7 protein-coding genes are annotated in these 21,609 nt (G+C 75.9%); 5 read left to right on the top strand and 2 right to left on the bottom strand.

The genetic code is table 11. From position 1 onward, the window contains the following. Positions 1-103 precede the first annotated feature (103 nt). Together ACIQD7_RS09215 and ACIQD7_RS09210 are read left to right on the top strand one after the other, a co-directional pair. On the top strand, positions 104-14,347 hold the full coding sequence (locus ACIQD7_RS09215; RefSeq protein ID WP_402440917.1) for an amino acid adenylation domain-containing protein: 14,244 nt from the start codon (positions 104-106) through the stop codon (positions 14,345-14,347). Continuing rightward, positions 14,344-14,553 (top strand): MbtH family protein, encoded by a 210-nt coding sequence (locus ACIQD7_RS09210; RefSeq protein WP_402440915.1) that lies wholly within the window; start codon positions 14,344-14,346, stop codon positions 14,551-14,553. The genes ACIQD7_RS09215 and ACIQD7_RS09210 overlap by 4 nt, the downstream gene beginning before the upstream one ends. A gap of 60 nt (positions 14,554-14,613) precedes the next feature. Here ACIQD7_RS09210 and ACIQD7_RS09205 read toward each other — a convergent pair whose 3' ends face one another. Together ACIQD7_RS09205 and ACIQD7_RS09200 are read right to left on the bottom strand one after the other, a co-directional pair. Next, positions 14,614-16,653 carry an ABC transporter transmembrane domain-containing protein gene (locus ACIQD7_RS09205; protein ID WP_402440913.1) on the bottom strand — a complete coding sequence of 680 codons (2,040 nt, stop codon included), beginning with the start codon at positions 16,651-16,653 and terminating at the stop codon, positions 14,614-14,616. After that, positions 16,650-18,347, bottom strand: a complete 1,698-nt coding sequence (locus ACIQD7_RS09200) for an ABC transporter ATP-binding protein (RefSeq protein WP_402440911.1) — start codon at positions 18,345-18,347, stop codon at positions 16,650-16,652. Before ACIQD7_RS09200 ends, ACIQD7_RS09205 begins: the two co-directional genes overlap by 4 nt. Positions 18,348-18,604: 257 nt before the next feature. On the opposite strand from ACIQD7_RS09200, the gene ACIQD7_RS09195 reads away from it, so the two are divergent. The 3 genes from ACIQD7_RS09195 to ACIQD7_RS09185 are packed head-to-tail and all read left to right on the top strand — an operon-like array spanning position 18,605 to position 21,608. Then, entirely contained in the window at positions 18,605-19,681 is a 1,077-nt protein-coding gene (locus ACIQD7_RS09195) for a FecCD family ABC transporter permease (RefSeq protein WP_402440909.1), read from the top strand. After that, entirely contained in the window at positions 19,678-20,757 is a 1,080-nt protein-coding gene (locus tag ACIQD7_RS09190) for a FecCD family ABC transporter permease (RefSeq protein ID WP_402440907.1), read from the top strand. The genes ACIQD7_RS09195 and ACIQD7_RS09190 overlap by 4 nt, the downstream gene beginning before the upstream one ends. Further along, the gene (locus ACIQD7_RS09185; protein ID WP_402440905.1) at positions 20,754-21,608 is read left to right on the top strand and encodes an ABC transporter ATP-binding protein; all 855 of its coding nucleotides are present in this window, start codon (positions 20,754-20,756) and stop codon (positions 21,606-21,608) included. Before ACIQD7_RS09190 ends, ACIQD7_RS09185 begins: the two co-directional genes overlap by 4 nt. The last annotated feature ends 1 nt before the right edge of the window (position 21,609 follow it).

The raw sequence follows: 21,609 nt of genomic DNA, 5'->3' as shown, positions 1-21,609 counted from the left end.
GGCCGGTCCGGCGGGCGGGCGGGGTGCGCACGGGCCTCGGCGGGCGGGTCCGTGCCCCGCTCCACCCCACCGACGCACCACCAGGGAAAGGCACCCTCGAACGATGTTTGACGCCGAGTCGGACCGGACGACCGCCCACGGACTCCCCCTCACGGGCGGACAGTCCGGAATCTGGCTGGCCCAGCAGATCGAGCCGGACGGCTCGGCCTACAACATCGCGTTCGTCCTGAGACTCCGCGGAGACGTCGACCCCGACCGCCTCGCGACCGCCGTCCGGCGGGCCGTGGAGGAGGCGGAGAGCCTGCACGTCCGGATCACCACCGACGCCGACGGCGCCCCGCGCCAGGTCCCCACCCGCTTCCCCGTCGACGTGGCCCAGGTCGACCTGCGGGGCGAGGTCGACCCGGAGGAGGCCGCCCACCGCTGGATGGAGGCCGACCGCGACCGCCCCGCCGACCCGGCCGGCGGCCCGCTCTTCGCCCAGGCCCTCCTGCGGCTCGCCGACGACCGGATCTGGTGGTACCAGCGCTACCACCACCTCCTCGTCGACGGCGCGGGCGTCGCCCTCATCAGCCGCCGCGCCGGCGACCTCCACACCCTCGGCGACGCGGCCCCGGCCCCCGACTGGTCCCTGGCCCGGCTGGTCGCCGCCGACACCGCGTACGCCTCCTCCGAGCAGTACGCGGCCGACCGGGCCCACTGGCGGGAGCGGATGGCCGGCCGGCCCGAGCCGGTCCGCCTCGTCCCGCGCGCCACCGCCCCCATGCGCCGCCGCGTCCGCGACACCGCCGTCCTCGACCCCGCGACCGTCGCCCGGCTGCGCGCCCGCGCGGACGGGGCCGGAGCGCCGCTCTCCCGCCTCCTGCTCGCCGCCGTCGCCGTTTATTTGCACCGCTCCACCGGCGAACAGGACCTCGTCCTCGGCCTCCCCGTCACCGCCCGCCGGGACCCCGCCACGCGGGACGTCCCCGGCATGGTCTCCAACATCCTGCCGCTGCGCCTCGCCGTCCGTCCCGACACGACCGTCGCCCGGCTCCTGGACACCGTCGTCACGAGCGTCTCCGAACTCCTCGTCCACAGCCGCTACCGCGCCGAGGACCTCGCCAGGGACCTCGGCCTCACCGACGGCGTACGGGAACTCGTCGGCCCCACCGTCAACGTCCTGCCCCAGCCCGAGGGCGTCCGCTTCGACGGTGCCGAGGCCGAGTTCGTCCCGCACTGGCTCGGCCCGGTCGGCGACCTCGCCCTCACCTTCGGGGACCCCGGCGCCGCCGACGGCCTCCGGGTCCACTTCGACGCGGACGCCGACGTCTGCGACGCGCGCGCCCTCGCCGAGCACCGGCGGCGCTTCCTCGCCGTCCTGGAGGCCCTCACCGGCGACCCCGACCGGCCCGTCGGACACATCGAGCTGACCTCCGGGGAGGAACGCGCCCGGCTGCTCGGCGAGTTCGGCGTCTCGCCCCGGCCCGCGCCCGAGACCACCTGGCCCGCCGCCTTCGCCGAGCGGGTCCGCCTCGCCCCCGACGCCGTCGCCCTCGTCTGCGAGGACGAGGAGCTGACGTACGCCGAACTGGACGCCGCCGCGAACCGCCTCGCCCGGCTCCTCGCCGCCCGGGGCGCGGGCCCCGAGGACGTCGTCGCCGTCGCCCTGCCCCGCTCCCCGGACCTGGTGGTCGCCCTCCTCGCCGTCATGAAGGCCGGCGCCGCCTACCTGCCCCTGGACGCCGACCACCCCCAGGACCGCATCGCCCACATGCTGGACGACTCCGGGGCGCGCACGGTCCTCACCACCCGCGAGCTGTCCGCCGCCCTGCCCGACGCGCCCGGCGCCACCCGCGTCCTGCTCGACGACCCGGCCACCGCCGCCGCGCTCGCCGCCCTCGACCCCGCGGACCCCGCCGTCCCCGTGACGCTCGACCACGCCGCGTACGTCATCTACACCTCGGGCTCCACCGGCCGCCCCAAGGGCGTCGTCGTCTCCCACGACGGCGTCGGCAGCCTGATCGCCACCGCCACCGACCGCATCGGCGTCACCGCCGACAGCCGGATCGCGCAGTTCGCCTCCGCCGGCTTCGACGTGACCGTCTGGGACCTCGTCATGTCGCTGTGCGTCGGCGGCCGGGTGATCCTCGTCCCCGCCGAGCGCCGCGTCGCCGGACCGGCCCTCACCGACTACATCGCCCGCCACCGCGCCACCCACATGATCCTGCCGCCCTCCCTCGTCTCCGCGCTGCCGCCGGAGTGCGAGCTGCCCGACGGCTCCGTCCTCGTCGTCGGCACGGAGGCCGTGCCCGGCGAACTCATCGCCCGCTGGGCCGGACGCGTCCGGGTCGTCGTCGCCTACGGCCTCACCGAGGCCACCGTCAACTCCACCCTCTGGCTCGCCGACGCCGACCGGCCCGGCCCCGCCCCCATCGGCCGCCCCGACCCCAACACCCGCGCCTACGTCCTCGACTCGGCCCTGCGCCCCGTCCCCGTCGGCGCCGAGGGCGAGCTGTACGTCGGCGGGCGCGGCCTCGCCCGCGGCTACCTGGGGCGCCCGGGGCTCACCTCGGAGCGCTTCGTCGCCGACCCGTACGCCGACGAGCCCGGCGCCCGCATGTACCGCACCGGCGACCGGGTCCGCTGGAGCGCCGACGGCAACCTCGAATTCCTCGGCCGCGCCGACGGCCAGATCAAGATCCGCGGCCACCGCGTCGAACCCGGCGAGGTCGAGAGCGCCTTCATGGCCTGCCCCGGCATCGCCCAGGCCGCCGTCCTCGTCCGCGACGACCACCGGGGCGTCAAGCGCCTCGTCGGCTACCTCGTGGCCGGGACCGGACCGGACGCCGAAGCGGCCGACGCCGCCGTCGCCGCCGCCCGCGCCCGGATCGCGGAGACCCTCCCGGACCCCATGGTCCCCTCCGCCCTGGTCCGCCTCGACGGGCCCCTGCCGCTCACCCCGAACGGCAAGCTCGACCGCCGCGCCCTGCCCGAGCCCCGATGGACCGCGATGGCCGGCGACGACGCGCCCACTACCCCGGCCGAGACCGCGCTCGCCGCGCTCTTCGCCGAGGTCCTCGGCCTTCCGTCGGCCGGGATCCACGACAGCTTCTTCGAGCTGGGCGGCGACAGCATCGTCGCGATCCAGCTCGTCAACCGCGCCCGCGCCGCCGGCCTCGCGCTCACCCCGCGCGACGTCTTCCGGCTCCGCACGGTCGCGGCCCTCGCCGCGCACGCCGCTCCCGTCGCCACCGGACCCGCGCCGCTCCCGGCGGTCGCCCTCGACGAGGACGCCCTGCCCGTCTCCCCGCTTCAGGAAGGTTTCTTCTTCCACGCGGTGTACGACGAGGACGCCGACGACCTGTACGTGGTCCAGGAGCTCCTGGACCTCGCGGAGCCCGTCGACCCCGGCCGGCTGCGCGACGCCCTCCAACTGCTCCTCGACCGCCACCCGCTGCTGCGCGCCTCCTTCCGGCAACTGCCCGGCGGCGAGGTCGTCCAGCGGCTCGCGGACCGCGCGACCCTCCCGTGGCACGAGGCCGACACCGCCCGCACCGGCCTGGACGAGATCCTGCGGCAGGACCGCGCCCGGGGCTTCGACCCGGCCGAACCGCCGCTGCTGCGCGCCACCCTGGTCCGCGACGGACACCGCCACCGGCTCCTGCTCACCCTGCACCACATCGTCGCCGACGGCTGGTCCGTCACCGTCCTGCTGCGCGAGCTGACCGCCGCGTACGCGGGGGAGACCCTGCCCGAGCCCGCCGACCCGCGCCCCTATCTGGCCTGGCTGGCCACCCGCGACCGCGACGCCGCCCGGGACGCCTGGCGCGAGGCGCTGGCCGGTCTGGAGGAACCGACCCGGCTGCCCGCCCCCGCCGGGGACGGCGCGGACGCCCCCCGCACCCGGACCGAGCGCGTCGACGTGCGCCTGCCCGAGGCCCTCACCGCCGAACTGACCGCCCGCGCCCGGCGCGAGGGCCTCACCCTGAGCACCGTCCTCAACGGCGCCTGGGCCCTGCTCCTCGGCGGCCTGACCGGCGCCCGGGACGTCGTCTTCGGCAGCACCGTCTCCGGCCGCACCACCGAGGTCGAGGGCCTGGACGCGGCCGTCGGCCTCTTCATCAACACCGTCCCCGTCCGCGTCCTCCTGCGCCCCGACGAACCCCTCGCGGAGCTGCTGCGGCGCGTCCAGGACGAGCACGCGGCGCTCCTCGACCACCAGCACCTCGGCCTCGCCGACATCCAGCGGCTCGCGGGCGGCGGCGAACTCTTCGACACCCTCGTGGTGTTCGAGAACCACCCGGCGGGACCGCCCGCCGCCACCCCCCTGGTCACCGGCACCGAGGTGCTCGACGCCGTCCACTACCCGCTCGCGCTCGTCGCCGAGCCCCGCGACGGACACCTGTCGCTCCGCTTCACCCACGACCCGGCCCGCCTCGACCGGCTGACCGTCGCCGTCCTCGCGCACCGCTTCGAGACGCTGCTGCGCACCTTCGCCACCGACCCCGGCCGCCTGGCCGCCCGGATCGGCCTCCTCTCCGACCGCGAGGCGGAGCGCCTCGCCGCGCTCAACGCCACCGACCGCCCGCTGCCCGCGCCGGACGCCACCCTCGCCTCGCTCTTCGCCGCGCGGGCCGCCCGGACCCCCGACGCGCCCGCCGTCGTGTACGAGGGCACCACCCTCACGTACGCGGAACTCGACCGCCGCGCCGAGGCCCTCGCCCGGCGGCTGCGGGCCCGGGGCGCGGGCCCCGAGGAGTTCGTCGCCGTCGCGGTGCCCCGCTCGGCGGAGCTGATGGTCGCCCTCCTCGGCGTTCACAAGGCGGGCGCCGCCTATCTGCCCGTCGACCTCGACTACCCCGCCGACCGGGTCGCGTTCATGCTCGCCGACTCCGGCGCGCGCACGGTCCTCACCACCGCCGAAGCCGTCGGCCGGCTGCCCGGGGCCCCGGGTCTCGACACGGTCCTCGTGGACCGCGAGGAGGAGACCCCCGACGCGCCCCGCACGGACGCGCCCCGCACGGACGCGCCCCGCACGGAGGCGGGCCCCGACCACCCCGCGTACCTCATCTACACCTCCGGCTCCACCGGCCGCCCCAAGGGCGTCGCCGTCACCCACCGGGCGATCGTCAACCGCCTCGCCTGGATGCAGGGGGAGTACGGGCTCACCGCCGACGACCGGGTCCTCCAGAAGACCCCGGCCAGCTTCGACGTGTCCGTGTGGGAGTTCTTCTGGGCCCTGACCGAGGGCGCCGCCGTCGTCCTCGCCCGCCCCGACGGCCACCGCGACCCCGGCTACCTGGCCGACCTGATCCGCGCCGAGCGGATCACCACCCTGCACTTCGTCCCCTCGATGCTGGCCGCCTTCGTCCAGGCCCTGGAGGCCGCGCCCGGCGGCCCCGACTGGGCGGCGCCCCTGCGCAGGGCCTTCTGCAGCGGCGAGGCCCTCACCGGACCCGACGCCCGCCGCTGGACGGAGCTGACGACCCGGCCCGGCCGGGGACCCGTACCGCTGCACAACCTGTACGGGCCCACCGAGGCCGCCGTCGACGTCACGCACTTCCCGTACGAAGGCGCCGACGAGCCCGCCGTCCCGATCGGCCGACCCGTCTGGAACACCCGCCTGCACGTCCTCGACTCCTTCCTGCGGCCCGTCCCGGACGGCGTGCCCGGCGAGCTGTACCTCGCCGGGGTCCAGCTGGCGCGCGGCTACCACGGCCGGCACGCCCTGACCGCCGAGCGGTTCGTCGCCGACCCCTTCGGGGCGCCCGGCAGCCGCATGTACCGCACCGGCGACCTGGTCCGCCGCCGGGCCGACGGCGCCGTCGAGTACCTCGGCCGCACCGACCGGCAGGTCAAGATCCGGGGCAACCGCGTAGAACTCGGCGAGATCGAGACCGCCCTCGCCGCACTCCCGGGCGTGGTCCGCGCCGCCGTGGTCGTCCGCGACGGCGCCCTCGTCGGCTACGCGGTGCCCGCCCCCGGCGCGCCCGCGCCGGACTCCGGCGCCCTGCGCGACGCGCTCGCCGGCGCCCTGCCCGCCCCCCTGGTGCCCAGCGCCGTCGTCGTCCTCGACGCGCTGCCCCTGACGCCCAGCGGCAAGCTCGACCAGAACGCCCTGCCCTCGCCGTCCCCCGCCCCCCGGGCGGGCGGACGCGCGCCCCGCGACGCCCGCGAACGCGCCCTGTGCGAGGTCTTCACCGCCGTCCTCGGCATCCCGGACATCGGCGCCGACGACGACTTCTTCGTCCTCGGCGGCGACAGCCTCACCTCGATCGCCGTCGCGACCGGGGCCCGCGAGAGGGGACTGGCGATCAGCCCGCGCGACGTGTTCCGGCACCGCACGCCCGCCGCCCTCGCGGCGGCGGCACCGGCCGAACCCGAGCCCGTGGAAGACCCCGAGGCCCCGGCCGTGACCGTCTCCGCCACCGACGCCGGACAGGCCGCCGCCGCGCTCCAGGCCGTCCTCGCCCAGCAGAGCCTGGCGGGCGCGGCCGTCGACCCCGCCCTCAAGGCCCTCCTCGACCAGCTCACCGCCGCCGCGGGCGCGGGCGCCCCCCAGGAGCCGCAGGCCCCGGCAGCCCCGCTCGGCGGCCTGGAACTGACCGAGGAGGAGACCGCCCGCGTCGCCGAGACCGCGGCGGGACTGCCCGTCACCGACGTCTGGCCGCTCTCCCCGCTCCAGGAGGGCATGTACTTCCACGCCACCTACGACGCCGGGGACGCCCTCGACGTCTACCTGTCGCAGGAGACCCTGGACCTCGACCACCGCCTCGACGCCGACCGGCTGCGCGCCGCCTGCCGCGCGCTCCTCGACCGCAACGAGGGCCTGCGCGCCGGATTCACCGGCGACGGCCTGTCCCGGCCCGTCCAGTTCGTCGTCGACGGCGCCGAGATCCCGCTGACCGAGACCGACCTGTCCGGGCTGCCCGCCGACGAGCACCACGCGCGCGTGGAGGAGCTCCTCGCGGCCGACCGGCGACAGCGCTTCGACCTGTCCGCCCCGCCGCTGTGCCGCCTCCGCCTGATCCGCCTCCCCGAAGGCCGCGACCGGCTCGTCGTCACCCACCACCTCATCCTGTGGGACGGCTGGTCCGCCTGGCTGTTCCTGGAGGAGCTGTTCACGCTGTACGAGAACGGCGGCGACCCCGCCGGCCGGCCCGCCCCCGGCTCGTACCGCGACTACCTCGCCTGGCTCGACGGCCAGGACACCGCCGAGGCCGTCGACGCCTGGCGCGGCGCGCTCGCCGGCTTCGACGAGCCGACCCTGGTCGCCCCGGCCGGCCGCGACGCGGGCCCGGTCATCCCTGCCGACTTCGACGCGGTCCTGACGGCGGGGACGAGCGACCGGCTGCGCGCCGCCGCCCGCCGCCACGGCCTCACCCTGAACACGGTCCTCAACGCCGCCTGGGGCCTGGTCCTCTCCGCCGCCACCGGCCGCCGCGACGTCGCCTTCGGCACGGCGGTCGCCGGACGCCCGGCGGACCTGCCGAACGCCGCCGGCATCATCGGCATGTTCCTCAACACCGTCCCGGCCCGCACCGCGTTCGCCCCCGACGAGCCGCTGCTCGACCTGCTGCGCCGCCTCCAGACCGAGCGGGCCGCCGTCATGCCGTACGAGCACGTCGGCCTCGGCACCCTCCAGCGGGAGACCGGCCACCGCCGCCTCTTCGACACCCTCTTCGTGCTGCGCTCCGCCGACGGCGAGGACCGGGCCGCCGCGCTCCGGCAGCGGCACGGCATCACCGGCGTCTCCAACGTCGACGGCACCCACTTCCCGCTGACCCTGATCGTCACCCCCGAGACCCGGCTGCGGGTCACCCTGGCGGCCCGCCCCGACCTGTTCGACGCCGAGGCGGCGACCACCGTCCTCGGCCGGTTCACGACCGTCCTGGAACGGCTCGCGGACCTCCTCGACGGACCGGACGCCGCCACCGTCCGCACCGCCGCCGTCGACCTGCTGCTCCCCGCCGAGCGCGCCGCCCTGACCGCCGGGCACGCCGCCGGACGCGAGCCCGTGCCCGACGAGACCGTCGCCGACCTGCTCGCGGCCCAGGCCGCCCGCACCCCCGACGACACCGCCCTGGTCTTCGGCGAGCGGTCCCTCACCTACGCGGAACTCGACGCCCGCGTCAACCGGACGGCCCGGCTGCTGCTCGCCGCCGGCGCCGGCCCGGAGCGCACGGTGGCCCTGGCGCTGCCCCGCTCCCTCGACATGGTCGTGGCCCTCTTCGCCGTCCTGCGCACCGGCGCCGCCTACCTGCCGCTCGACCTGGACCACCCGGCCGACCGGCTGCGCCTGATGGTCGAGGACACCGGGCCGCTGTGCCTGCTCACCACCCTCGCCGTGGCCCCGACGCTGCGCGGCGAGACGGGCCCGCTCGCCCCCGAGATCGCCTTGGACGACCCGGACGTCGCCTTCGAGCTGAGGGCCCTGTCCGGCGCCGGGATCACCGACGCCGAACGCCCCGCCTTCGCGCGCGGGACCCCCGGCCGCCTGGAGCACCCGGCGTACGTCATCTACACCTCCGGCTCCACCGGCCGCCCCAAGGGCGTCGTCACCCCCTACCGGGGCCTGACGAACATGCAGCTCAACCACCAGGAGGAGATCTTCGCCCCGGCCATCGCCTCGGCCGGCGGACGGCGCCTACGCATCGCGCACACCGTCTCCTTCGCCTTCGACATGTCCTGGGAGGAGCTGCTCTGGCTCGTCGAGGGCCACGAGGTCCACGTCTGCGACGAGGAGCTGCGCCGCGACGCCGAGGCCCTGGTCGCCTACTGCGACGCCCACCGCGTCGACGTCGTCAACGTCACCCCCACCTACGCCCAACTGCTCATCGAGGAGGGCCTCCTCGACCACGACGGGGCCACGGGCAGGCACCGGCCCGCCCTGGTCCTGCTCGGCGGCGAGGCCGTCTCCGACACGGTCTGGAACCGGCTGCGGGACACCGAGGGCTGCTACGGCTACAACCTGTACGGGCCGACCGAGTACACCATCAACACCCTCGGCGGCTCCACGGCCGACAGCGCGACCCCCACGGTCGGCCGGCCCATCCGCAACACCCGCGCCCACGTCCTCGACTCCATGCTGCGCCCGGTCCCGCCGGGCTGCCCCGGCGAGCTGTACATCGCGGGAACCGGCCTGGCCCGCGGCTACCACGACCGCCCCGGCCTCACCGCCGAACGCTTCGTCGCCGACCCCTTCGGGGAGCCCGGCGAGCGGATGTACCGCACCGGCGACCTCGTGCGGCAGCGGCCCGACGGACTCCTCGACTTCCTCGGCCGCACCGACGACCAGGTCAAGATCCGCGGCTACCGCGTCGAACTCGGCGAGATCGCCACGGCCCTGTCCGCGCACCCCGGCGTCGCCCACGCGGCGGTCGTCGTCAACACCGACACCGGAATGAAGCGCCTGGTCGGCTACTACGCACCGGAGGAGGACGCCCCCGACCCGCAGGCGCTCCGCGCCCACCTCAAGGCCGTCCTGCCGGACTACATGGTCCCGGCCGCGCTGGTCACCGTGGACACCCTGCCGCTGACCGTCAACGGCAAGCTCGACGTCCGCGCCCTGCCCGCCCCCGACCTCGCCCGCGCCGGAGGAACCGGCCGCGCCCCGCGCACCCCGCGCGAGGAGACCCTCCGGGACCTCTTCGCCGACGCCCTCGGACTGCCCGGGGACGCCGTCGGCATCGACGACGACTTCTTCGACCTCGGCGGGCACTCGCTCCTCGCCACCCGCCTCGTCAGCCGCGCCCGCACGGCGCTCGCCGCCGAACTCGCCATCCGCGACCTGTTCGAGGCCCCCACGGTCGCCGAACTGATCGAACGCGTCGACCGCGCCACGGGCCCCGCCCGCCCCGCCCTCACCGCGGGCGAGCGCCCCGACGAACTGCCGCTCTCCCACGCGCAGCAGCGCCTCTGGGTCGTCCAGCGGATCGACTCCGACTCCGCCGCCTACAACTTCCCGCTGGTCCTGCGACTGCGCGGCCCCCTCGACGCCGACGCCTGGGAGACCGCCCTGGCCGACGTCACCGCCCGGCACGAGGCCCTGCGCACCGTGTTCGCGGAGCGCGACGGCCGGGTGTTCCAGCGGGTGCTGCCCGCCGGGGAGGCGCGGCCCGCCGTCGAGCGGCTCACCGCCACCGAGGACGAGCTGCCCGGCCTGGTCGACGCGGCCGTCAACCGGCCCTTCGACCTCGCCGCCGAACTCCCGCTGCGCGCCGCGCTCGTGGACCTCGGACCCGAGGACCACGCCGCGATCCTGCTGCTCCACCACATCACCACCGACGAGTGGTCCGACCGCCCCTTCCTCCGCGACCTCGCCACCGCCTACGCGGCCAGGACCGCGGGCACGGCGCCGGAGTGGGAGCCGCTGCCCGTCCAGTACGCCGACTACGCCCTGTGGCAGCAGCGCCTCCTCGGCGACCCCGCGGACCCGGACAGCAGGGCCGCCCGGCAGCTGGAGCACTGGCACACGGTCCTGGACGGCGCCCCCGAGGAGCTGGAACTGCCCACGGACCGGCCGCGCCCGGCCCGCCCCGCCTTCACCGGCGCCGAACTCGACGTCGTCTTCGACCCCGACGTCCACGAGGGCCTCAAGCGGCTCGCCCGGGAGACCGGCGCCAGCATGTTCATGGTGGCGCACGCCGCCGTGGCCGCCCTCCTCCACCGCCTGGGCGCCGGCACCGACATCCCCCTCGGCGCGCCCATCGCGGGCCGCGGCGACGAGGCCCTCGACGACCTCGTCGGCTTCTTCGTCAACACCCTGGTCCTCCGCACCGACCTGAGCGGCGACCCGAGCTTCACCGAACTCCTCGCCCGGGTCAGGGAGACCGACCTCGCCGCGTTCTCCCACGCGGACGTGCCCTTCGAGGCGGTGGTGGAGAAGCTCAACCCGACCCGGTCCCTCTCCCGCAACCCGCTCTTCCAGGTGATGGTCGGATACCACGCCCGCACCGGCGACGCCCTCGCCCTGCCCGGCCTGACCGCCGCGTACCTCCCCTTCCGCATCCGCTCGGCCAAGTTCGACCTGGTGTTCAGCTTCACCGAGCACACCCCGACCGACGGCGGCCCCGGCTCCCTGGGCTGCCGCCTGGAGTTCGCCACGGAACTCTTCGACCGGGAGACCGCCGAGCGGCTCGGCGAACGCCTCCGCACCCTCGTCGCCGCCCTGGTCGCCGCACCCGAACGGCCCGTCTCCCGCGCCGAGATCCTCGACGGCGCCGAACGGCACCTGGTCCTGGAGGAGTTCAACGCCACGGCCCGCGCGGTCGACGAGGAGACCTTCCCGGCCCTCTTCGCCCGGCGGCTGGCCGAGCGCCCCGACGCGGTCGCCGTCGTGGAGCGCTCCCGCTCCGTGACGTACGCCGAACTCGACGCCCGCGCCGACCGCGTCGCCGGCCTCCTGGCCGCCCGGGGCGTCGGACCCGAGAGCGTGGTCGGCGTGGCCGTGCCCCGCTCGGTCGACACGGTCGCCACGGTCCTCGCCGCGATGAAGCTGGGCGCCGCGTTCCTGCCGCTCGACCCGGTCCACCCGGCCGACCGCCTCGCGTACATGATCGAGGACTCGCGCGCGGCCCTCGTCGTCGGCACCGAACAGAGCGCGGGCAAGATCCCCGACGTGCCGGGCGTTCCCACGGTGCTGCTCGACGCGCCGGAGACCACCGCCGCCCTACGGAGTCTGCCGGACGGCCCCCTCGGGAGCGGACCGGCCGTCCTCGACACGGCCGCGTACGTCATCTACACCTCCGGCTCCACCGGCCGCCCCAAGGGCGTCGTCGTCCCCCACGAGGGAATCTCCAGCCTGGTCGCCACCGCCGTCGACCGGATGGGCCTGGAACGCGACAGCCGCGTCCTGCAGTTCGCCTCCGTCGGCTTCGACGTCTTCGTCTTCGAGCTGGCCATGGCGCTCTGCCACGGCGGCCGGCTCGTCCTGATCACCGACGAGGCCCGGGTCGCGGGCCCCGCCCTCACCGACTTCCTCGCCGACCAGCGGATCACCCACATGATCCTGCCGCCGTCCCTCGTCTCCGCCCTGCCGCCCGGCTGCGCCCTGCCCGAAGGGTCGACCGTCCTCGTCGGCACCGAGACCGTGCCGCCGGACCTCTTCGAGCGCTTCGGCACCACCGCCCACCTGATCTGCGCGTACGGGCTGACCGAGGCGACCGTCAACTCCACCCTGTGGCCCGCCCGCGAGCACCCGGGCCGCCCGTCCGGCCGGGTCCCCATCGGCCGGCCCGACCCCAACACCCGCTGCTACGTCCTCGACGAGCACCTCAGGCCGGTCCCGCCGGGCGTCGCGGGCGAGCTGTACGTCTCCGGACGCGGCCTCGCGCGCGGCTACCTCGGCAAGCCCGGACTGACCTCGGAGCGCTTCGTGGCCGACCCGTACGGCCCGCCCGGCACCCGCATGTACCGCACCGGCGACCGCGCCCGCTGGCGCGCCGACGGCAACGTCGACTTCCTCGGCCGCGTCGACACCCAGGTGAAGGTGCGCGGCTTCCGCATCGAACTCGGCGAGATCGAGGCGGCGCTCGCCTCCCACCCGTCGGTGGCCCAGGCCGCCGTGGTGCCCGACCGCGACGGCGACATCGTGCGCCTGGTCGGCTACGCCGTCCCGGAGGCGGGGGAGGGGGAGCCCGACCCGCGGGAGCTGCGCGCCCACGTGGCCGGCGTCCTGCCCGAGTACATGGTCCCGGCGCTCGTCGTCCCGCTCGACGGGCCGCTGCCCCTCACGCCCAACGGCAAGCTCGACCGGAAGGCGCTGCCCGCGCCGGACTGGGCCGCCATGACCGGCGACAGCCGTCCGGCGAACGAGACCCAGGAGAGGCTCGCCGGACTGTTCCGCGAGATCCTCCGCCTCGACCGGGTCGGCGTCCACGACAACTTCTTCGCGCTCGGCGGCCACTCCATGGCCTCGATGCGGCTCCTGGGCCGCGTCCGCGCCGAGTTCGGGGTCGAGCTGAGCATCCGGGACGTCTTCGACGCCCTGACGGTCGCCGGTCTGGAGGCCAAGCTGAAGGGGGCCGCCGCGGCCCGCCCGGCGCTCCTGCCCGCCGGGGACCACGAGGGGCCCCGGCTCGCCGCGCCCGTCCAGCGCCTCCAGTGGGACGCGCATCGCCGCACCCCCGCCTTCGACCACGCCCTCGTGCTCCGCTCGCCCGGCGGTCTGGACGCGGAGGCCCTGGCGGCCGCGCTCGCGGACGTGGCGGCCCGCCACGAGCCGCTGCGCACCGCCTTCGCCGAGCGCGACGGCGCCCTGCACCTCGTCGACGCCGCACCGCCCGTGCTGGTGCGGGAGGAGAGCGCGGACCCGGAGGCCCGGCTGCGCGAACTGGCCGGGGGAGCCCCCGCGCCGGACCGCGAGGCCCCGCTGCGGGCCCACCTCCTGACCGGCCCCGACGGACGGCAGTCACTCCTCCTGGCCCTGCACTACCTGGCCGTCGACGAATGGTCGGTCGTCCCCCTCTTCCGCGACCTGACGTCCGCGTACACGGCCCGTACGGAGGGCCGGGCGCCCGACTGGGAGCCGCTGCCCGTCTCGTACGCCGACTACGCCCGCTGGGCCCGCGAGGTCCTCGGCGACCCGGACGACCCGGACAGCAGGGCGGCCGGCCAGCTCGCGTACTGGCGGCAGGTCCTGAAGGACGCGCCGGCCGCACTGGACCTCCCGGCCGACGCCCCGCACACGTCCGTGCCCGGCGCGGGCCACGTCGGCTTCGTCCTGGACGAGGAACTGCACGCGTCCGTCGACGCACTGGCCCGGGCGACCGGCACCAGCATGTTCATGGTCCTGCACTCCGCCCTGGCCGCCCTGCTCACCGCGCACGGGGCGGGCACGGACCTGCCGCTCGGCACGATGGCCGCGGGGCGCGGCGACGACCGGCTCGCGGACCTCGTGGGCTGCTTCTTCAACACGCTCGTCCTGCGCACCGACACGGCCGGGGACCCCACCTTCGCCGAACTGCTCTCCCGGGTCCGGGAGACCACCCTGAGCGCCCTCGACCGCCAGGAGGTCCCCTTCGAGGAGGTGGCCCGGGCGGCCGGGCTGCCCCCGGAGGGCCCGCAGGTCATGGTGATCCACCACGAACAGGCGGACCTGGACCGTCTGGAGGGCGGGGTCGGCTCCCTCGACGCCGTGCCGACCGGCTCGACCCGGGCCCGGCTGACCCTCAGCTTCTACGAGCCGCTGGGCGAGGGCCCGGTCCACTGCGGCCTCATCCACGCCACCGATCTGTTCGGCGCCGCCAAGGCGCGGCGGCTCGCCGACGAACTCCAGGGGCTGCTGCGCGCCGTGGTCGCCGACCCGGAGCAGCCGCTCTCGGAGCTGTTCACCGCCATGTCCACGAGGAGTGACGACGCATGACCACCCATCCGTTCGAGGACCCGCGGGGCCGTTTCCTGGTCCTGGCCGACGAGGAGGGCCGGCACTCGCTGTGGCCGTCCTTCGCGGAGGCCCCGGCCGGCTGGCGCACCGTCTTCGGCGCGGACACCAGGGAGGCCTGCGTCGCGTACGTCGAGTCCCACTGGACCGACCTGCGCCCGGCGGGCCTGGCGGCCGGGCGGGGCTGAGACCCTGAAACGCGTGATGGCCCCCCTCCCGCCGGGAGGGGGGCCATCACCTGTTCTCCGTCAGTCGCTCACGGCCGCCGGCTCCCGGCGGCTGTCCGACCAGGCCGACCACAGCTCGGCGTAGTGCCCGCCCGCCGCGACCAGCTCCTCGTGGGTGCCGTTCTCGACGACCCGGCCCCCGTCGAGGACGACGATCCGGTCCGCCGCGGCGGCCTGCGGCAGCCGGTGGGCCACCATCAGCCCCGTACGGCCCTCCAGGGCGCGCAGGGCGGCGGTCTCCAGGACCCGGGCGCCGGCGCTGCCCGCGTCGGCGGTCGCCTCGTCGAGGAGGGCGACGGGCGCGTCCGTGAGCACGAGCCGGGCCAGGGCCAGGTGCTGGGCCTGCGTCACGGTGAGCCGGTGGCCGCCCTCGCCCACGACCGTCGCCAGGCCCTCGGGGAGCGCGTCGGCCCACTCCAGGGCGCCGACGTGGTCCAGGGCCGCGCGCAGCTCCTCGTCGGTGGCCCCGGGCCGGGCGAGGCGCAGGTCCTCGGCGAGGGGCCCGGAGAAGACGTGCACCTCCTGGCTGATCAGGGTGACGGCCCGGCGCACCCCGGCGGGGCCCAGCTCGCGGGTGTCCACGCCGCCCAGCGAGATCGTGCCGGCCGCCGGTTCGTGGACGCCCGCGATCAGCTTGGCGAGCGTGGTCTTGCCCGCGCCGCTGGCGCCGACCAGGGCGACGCGTTCCCCGCACCGCACGTCGAGGTCGACCTCGTGGAGCACCGGGTGCCCGTCCACGTAGGAGTGGCCGAGCCCGGTCACCTTGACCGAGCCGTCCACGGGCGCGGCGGGCCGCCCCTCGGGCTCCCGCTCGGCCGGGAGGGTCGACACGCCGACCAGGCGGGCGAGGCTCGCCCCGGCCGACTGGGCGTCGTCGATGAGGAAGAGCGCCGCGTTGATCGGGTTGAACAGGCCGTGGAAGTAGAGCGCCGCCGCCGTGGCCGTGCCGATGCTCACCGATCCGGCGTCGACGAGCAGGAAGCCGGTGACGAGGATCGAGGCCATGCCGAGGAACTCGGCGGCGTTCAGGCGGGAGAAGAAGCCGGAGACCAGGCGCATTCCGCTCGCGGCCAGGTCGACGGCCGCCCCCGACCGCTTCTCGAGCAGCTCCGCGTGGCGGCCGGTGAGCCGGAACGCCCGTACGGTGCGGACGCCCCCGACGCTGTCGAGCAGCTGGTGCTGGAGGGCGCCGGTCGCCACCCGGTGCGCGGCGTAGATCCGCGCGGCGCGCGGGATGTACCAGCGCACGGTGAGGACGTGCACCGGGACGGCGACGAGGACGGCGAGCAGGAAGCGCCAGTCGAGGACGGCGAGGCCCACCAGGGTCAGGGCGATGGTGAGGAAGGCGTTCGCGAACTCGGGCAGGGCCTGCCGGACCGCCCGCGCGATCAGCGTCACGTCGCCCGTCACCCGGGCGGTCAGGTCGCCCGAGCCGGCCTTCTCGACCCGCTCCAGCGGCAGGCGCAGCGCCCGGTCGATGAACCGCTCGCGCAGGTCCGCGAGGATCGTCTCGCCGAGCCGGGCGACCAGCGACTTGCCGACGGCGGTCGCCACGCCCCGGGCCACGGCCACCGCGAGGAGCAGCGCCATCGGCACGGTCAGCGCGGCCGTGCCGCTGCGCTCCACGACCAGGTCCACGATCCGGCCGAGCAGGGGCGCGGTCAGCAGCCCGATGCCGGTGCCGGCGACCAGGACGGTCAGCGCGGTCACGGCGAGCAGCCGGTGGCGGCGCAGCAGCCCGCGGACGACGGCGAGGGTCTGCGCGCCGGTCGCGGTGGGCAGGAGGGCACGCTCGGGCGCGCCGGTCGTGGGGAGCGGGGGCACGTCTTCGTACGCGCCGGTCGTGGTGGGCGGGGGCACGTCTTCGTACGCGCCGGTCGTGGTGGGCGGGGGCACGTCTTCGTACGCGCCGGTCGTGGTGGGCGGAGGTGCGTCTCCGTCCGTGCCGGTCGTGGGGGGCGCGGGCGCGCCGTCGGGCGTGCCGGATCCGCTCATCGTCCGTCCTTCGTCCTCGTCCTTCGCGTCGGCGTCCGGCGCGGTCGCGTCGCGGCCGGCCGTCATGCCAGCACCGCCGAGCGGTACGTCTCGTGGGAGGCGACGAGCTCCGGGTGGCTGCCCTCGGCGGTCACCCTCCCCCCGTCGAGCACCACCACGACGTCGGTCCCGGCGAGCAGGGCCGGGCTGGTGGTGACCAGGAGGGTGGTGCGGCCCCGGCGCAGCTCCCGCAGCCGGACGGCGATGCGGGCCTCGGTGACCGTGTCGACGGCCGTGGTCGGGTCGTGGACGACCAGGACCGGCGGGTCGGCGGCCAGGGCGCGGGCGAGCGCGACCCGCTGACGCTGGCCGCCGGAGAGCGAGCGGCCCCGCTCGGCGAGGACGGTGTGCACGCCGTCGGGCAGGGCCTCGGCGACGTCGTCCGCCGCGGCGGCGGCGAGCGCGGGACCGACGTCCGGCGCGTCGTCGCCCGCCCCGGCCCGTACGTTGGCGAGGAGGCTGTCCTCGAACAGGTCGGCGTCGTGGTGGGCGACCAGGATCGCCCGGCGGGCCTCGCCGGGGTCGAGGTCGGCCAGCGGGACGCCGTCGAGCTCCACGGTCCCCCCGGCGGGCTCCCGTTCCCGGCCCAGGCAGAGCAGCAGGTCGTTCGCGGCGGCCGGGTCCCGGGAGACCACGCCGACGATGCTGCCGGGCGCGACGTCGAGGTCGAGGCCGCGCAGCGCGCCGTGGGTCAGGCCCCGCAGCCGCAGCCGTCCGGCGACGGGGGAGGGGAGCGGAGTCGTACCGGCGGCGACGGCCGGGGGCGAGGCGAGGACCTCGGCGATCCGGTCGGCCGAGGCGCGGGCCTGGGCGAACTCGCCGTTGACGTAGGTGAGGAGCTGGAAGGGGCCCAGGAGGTACTGGGCGAGGCCGACGGCCGCCACCAGGTCGCCCACGCTGATCGTGCCGCGCATCGCCAGATGGGCGCCGACCAGGCCGATCACCGCGATGAAGACGCCCGTCAGGGCGAGGATCGCCCCGTCGTGCCAGGCTCGGCTGTTCGCCGCCCGCAGCGCCGAGGCCAGCGAGTCGCGGCTGGTCTCCCGGTAGCGGGCGACCGCCGCCCGCTCGGCGCCGATGCCCTTCAGGACGCGCAGCCCCGCCACCAGGTCGGCGGCGACCCCGGACGCGTGGGCGGCGTGCTCCTGCTCGGCCTCGCTGCGCCGCTCCAGGGGCCGGCTGATGAGGTGGCCGATCCACAGCAGGGGCGGCACGCCGAGGAGGACGAGCAGCCCGAGCGGGACGGAGGTGCGGAGCAGGGCCACCGCGCTGACGGCGAGTCCGGTGAGCGCGGACAGCGCGTACGGCAGGGCGGAGGCGACCGAGCCGACCCGGCGGGCGTCGCCGGTCGCGACGGCGGTCAGCGCGCCCGGCAGCCGGCCGGTGTCGGCGCCGCCCCTCGGGTCGAGCACCCGGTCGGCGAGGTCCTGCCGGATCCGGTGCGCGGCGCTCTCGCCCGCCCCCTCGGCGAACCGGGCGGAGATCCGGTAGCAGGTGGAGAGGACGAGGAAGAGCCCGGCGAGGACGAGCAGCCAGCGCAGCAGCGCCCCGGAGGACCCGGTGCCCACCGCCTCGTCGATGGTGAGGCCGATGACGACCGGTACGAGGGCCTCGCACGCCTGGTGGGCCATGGCGAGGAGCGAGGCCCCGCCGACCCGCCGGCGCTGGTCGCCGAGCGCTCTCCGGAGGACGCGGCCTCCCGTTGGTCCTCCAGCGGGCATGGGAAGCCTCCACGAAGAGAGAGATGGTTAGGTAAGGCTACCTTAATGAGGGGCGCTGCCAAGGGGGCCCGGCGGGCCGCCGAAGGCCGCCGGGAGCGCGGGCGCGACCGCAGGTCAGGGGACCGCGTTGACCCGTCGGTGCGATCCGGTTAGGCTCGCCTAAGTTGACCTGTTCGGCACGTCAAATCACGTGCGGCGCACCCGTTTTGGGCCCACGGCCGGACGGGGGCGCGAACCGCCGTCAGGGGGAGTGGCCGTTGTCCGTCGAAATCCAGACGGCGTCCGGAGGGAAGACCGGCGGCTCCGACGGGTCCGCCGCGCCCCCCGTGCGCCCGGCCGCCCTCGCCCTGCGCGGCCTGGGCCTCCTCGTGACGCTCGGAGCGCTGTTCCTCGTCTCGCTGCTCAGCGTCTGGGTCGGCACCCGGGGGATCCCCTTCGCCTCCACCTGGGAACTGCTGTGGCACCCCGACGGCTCCGAGGCCTCGGTCATCGTCCACGACTACCGCGTGCCCCGCACCCTCCTCGGCCTCCTCGTCGGCGTGGCCCTCGGCCTGTCGGGCGCGCTGATGCAGGCCCTGACGCGCAATCCGCTCGCCGACCCCGGACTCCTCGGTGTGAACCTGGGCGCCTCCGCCGGCGTCGTCGTGGCCATCGCCTTCCTGGGCGTGGCCTCGCCCCTCGGCTACGTCTGGTTCGCCCTCGCCGGAGCCGCCGTCGCCTCGGTCGGCGTCTACCTCCTCGGCTCCTCCGGCCGGAAGCTCGCCACCCCCGACCGGCTCGTCGTCGCCGGAGCGGCCGTCACCGCCGTCCTGTACGCCTTCAACTGGGGCGTCCTGCTGTTCGACCCGGAGGCCTTCGACCAGTTCCGCTTCTGGACGGTCGGCTCCCTCGCGGGCCGCTACCACGACATCGTCCTCCTGGTCCTGCCGTTCGTCGCCACCGGCCTGGTCGTCGCGCTCCTCCTCGCCCCCTCCCTCAACGCCCTCGCCATGGGCGACCAGGTGGGCCGCGCCCTCGGGGTGAACGTCGGCCGCACCCGGCTCCTCGCCGCCCTCGCCGTGATGCTGCTGTGCGGGGCCGCGACCGCCGCCGCCGGACCGATCGGCTTCGTGGGCCTGGCCGTGCCGCACGTCGCCCGCTTCATCGTCGGCCCCGACCAGCGCTGGGTCCTCACGTACTCCATGCTCCTCGCCCCCGTCCTGCTCATCGGCTCCGACGTCCTCGGCCGCGTCCTCGGCGCCCCCGGCGAGGTGCAGGTCGGCATCGTCACCGCCTTCATCGGCGCCCCCCTGTTCATCGCGCTCTGCCGCCGACGGAAGCTGGTCATGCTGTGAGCGTCCCCGTACGAGAGGCGAAGGCCCCCGCGCCCCGCGTCGTCGGCGGCCGGGTCGTCCGCGTCGGCCGCGCCGTCTCCCTGCGCGTACAGGGACGCACCGTCGCCGTCACCGTCCTGCTGCTCGCCGCCCTGGTGCTGGTCGTCGGCACCACCCTCACCACCGGGGACTTCCCGCTCACCGTCGGGGAGGTCCTGCACGCCCTCACCGGCAACGACTCCGGGGCCGCCGACTTCGTCGTCAACACCCTCCGGATGCCCCGCGTCCTGACCGCCGTGTTCGTCGGCGCGGCCCTCGCCGTGAGCGGGGCGATCCTGCAGAGCCTCACCCGCAACTCCCTCGGCAGCCCCGACATCATCGGCTTCACCAACGGCTCCGCCGTCGGCGCCCTCGTCGTCATCGTCGTCCTGCACGGCAGCATGACCCAGATCGCCCTCGGCGCCCTGGCCGGCGGCCTCGCCACCGCCCTCGCCGTCCACCTCCTCATGATCGGCCGCGGGCTCCAGGGCTTCCGCCTCGTCGTCATCGGCGTCGGCGTCAGCGCCCTGCTCCTCGCCGTCAACTCGTACCTGATCACCCGGGCCACCTTCCAGGAGGCCCTGGAGGCACAGGCGTGGCTGATCGGCAGCCTCGGCAACCGGACCTGGACACACGCCAACGCCGTCGGCCTCGCCCTCGCCGTCCTGCTGCCCCCGGCCCTCCTCCTCTCCCGCCGCCTCGCCATGGTCGAGATGGGCGACCTCACCGCCACCGCCCTCGGCGTGAACGTCCACCGCACCCGTACGGCCCTCCTCGTCATCGGCGTCGCCCTCGCCGCGTTCGCCACCGCCGTCACCGGACCCATCTGGTTCATCGCCCTGGCCGCCCCCCAGGTGGTGCGCCGGCTCACCGGATCCCCCGCGCCCGCCCTGCTGTCCTCCGCGCTCATGGGCGCCCTCCTGCTCGCCCTGAGCGACCTCGTCGTCCAGCGGGCCTTCGCGCCCGCCCTCCTCCCCGTCGGCACGGCGACCGGCGCCCTCGGCGGGACCTACCTCATCTGGCTGCTGATCACCGAGTCGCGAAAGAGCCGCGCATGACCGCGAAGAACACTCCCGGACCCCGGCTGCGCGCCGAGGACCTCACGCTCTCCTACGACCGGCGGACGGTGGCCACCTCCCTCAGCGTCGACATCCCCGACCACTCCTTCACGGTGATCGTCGGACCCAACGCCTGCGGCAAGTCCACCCTCCTCTCGGCCCTCGCGCGGATGCTCACGCCCAAGGCCGGCCAGGTCTACCTCGACGGCGCGGCCATCTCCTCGTACCGCTCGCGCGAGGTCGCCCGCCGCCTCGGCCTGCTCCCGCAGTCCTCCAGCGCGCCCGGCGACATCACCGTCGGCGACCTCGTCGCCCGCGGCCGCTACCCGCACCAGCGGCTCCTGAAGCAGTGGTCCGCCGAGGACGAGACGGCCGTCACCGAGGCCATGCGCCAGACCGGCGTCCTCGACCTCGCCGACCGGCCCGTCGACGACCTCAGCGGCGGCCAGCGCCAGCGCGTCTGGCTCTCCATGGTCCTGGCGCAGCAGACCTCCGTCCTCCTCCTCGACGAGCCGACCACCTTCCTCGACATCGCCCACCAGGTCGAGGTCCTCGACCTGTGCGCCGAGCTCCACGCCCGCAAGGGGCACACCGTGGTGGCCGTCCTGCACGACCTCAACCAGGCCTGCCGCTACGCCACCCACCTCATCGTGATGCGCCCCGGCGGCGTCATCGCCGCCCAGGGCGACCCGGCCTCCGTCATGACCGCCGACCTGGTCGAGGACGTCTTCGGCCTGCCCTGCCGGATCATCGACGACCCCGAGACCGGCACCCCGCTCATGGTCCCCGCCGCACCCCGACGGTACGAGGCGGAGGACACCGACGGCACGGCGCTCGCCACGACCCCCTGAC

This window comes from Streptomyces sp. NPDC093071, assembly GCF_044754545.1.
Classification (GTDB): Bacteria; Actinomycetota; Actinomycetes; order Streptomycetales; family Streptomycetaceae; genus Streptomyces.
The sequence above is the reverse complement of the archived record's forward strand: the minus strand, read 5'-3'. Positions and strand labels throughout refer to the sequence as shown.

Excerpts from the sequence above, each read along its gene's own strand:
- ACIQD7_RS09185 (WP_402440905.1), top strand. The coding sequence starts at position 20,754 with ATGACCGCGAAGAACACTCCCGGACCCCGGCTGCGCGCCGAGGACCTC.
- ACIQD7_RS09215 (WP_402440917.1), top strand. The coding sequence starts at position 104 with ATGTTTGACGCCGAGTCGGACCGGACGACCGCCCACGGACTCCCCCTC.
- ACIQD7_RS09210 (WP_402440915.1), top strand. The coding sequence starts at position 14,344 with ATGACCACCCATCCGTTCGAGGACCCGCGGGGCCGTTTCCTGGTCCTG.
- ACIQD7_RS09200 (WP_402440911.1), bottom strand. The coding sequence starts at position 18,347 with ATGCCCGCTGGAGGACCAACGGGAGGCCGCGTCCTCCGGAGAGCGCTC.
- ACIQD7_RS09205 (WP_402440913.1), bottom strand. The coding sequence starts at position 16,653 with ATGACGGCCGGCCGCGACGCGACCGCGCCGGACGCCGACGCGAAGGAC.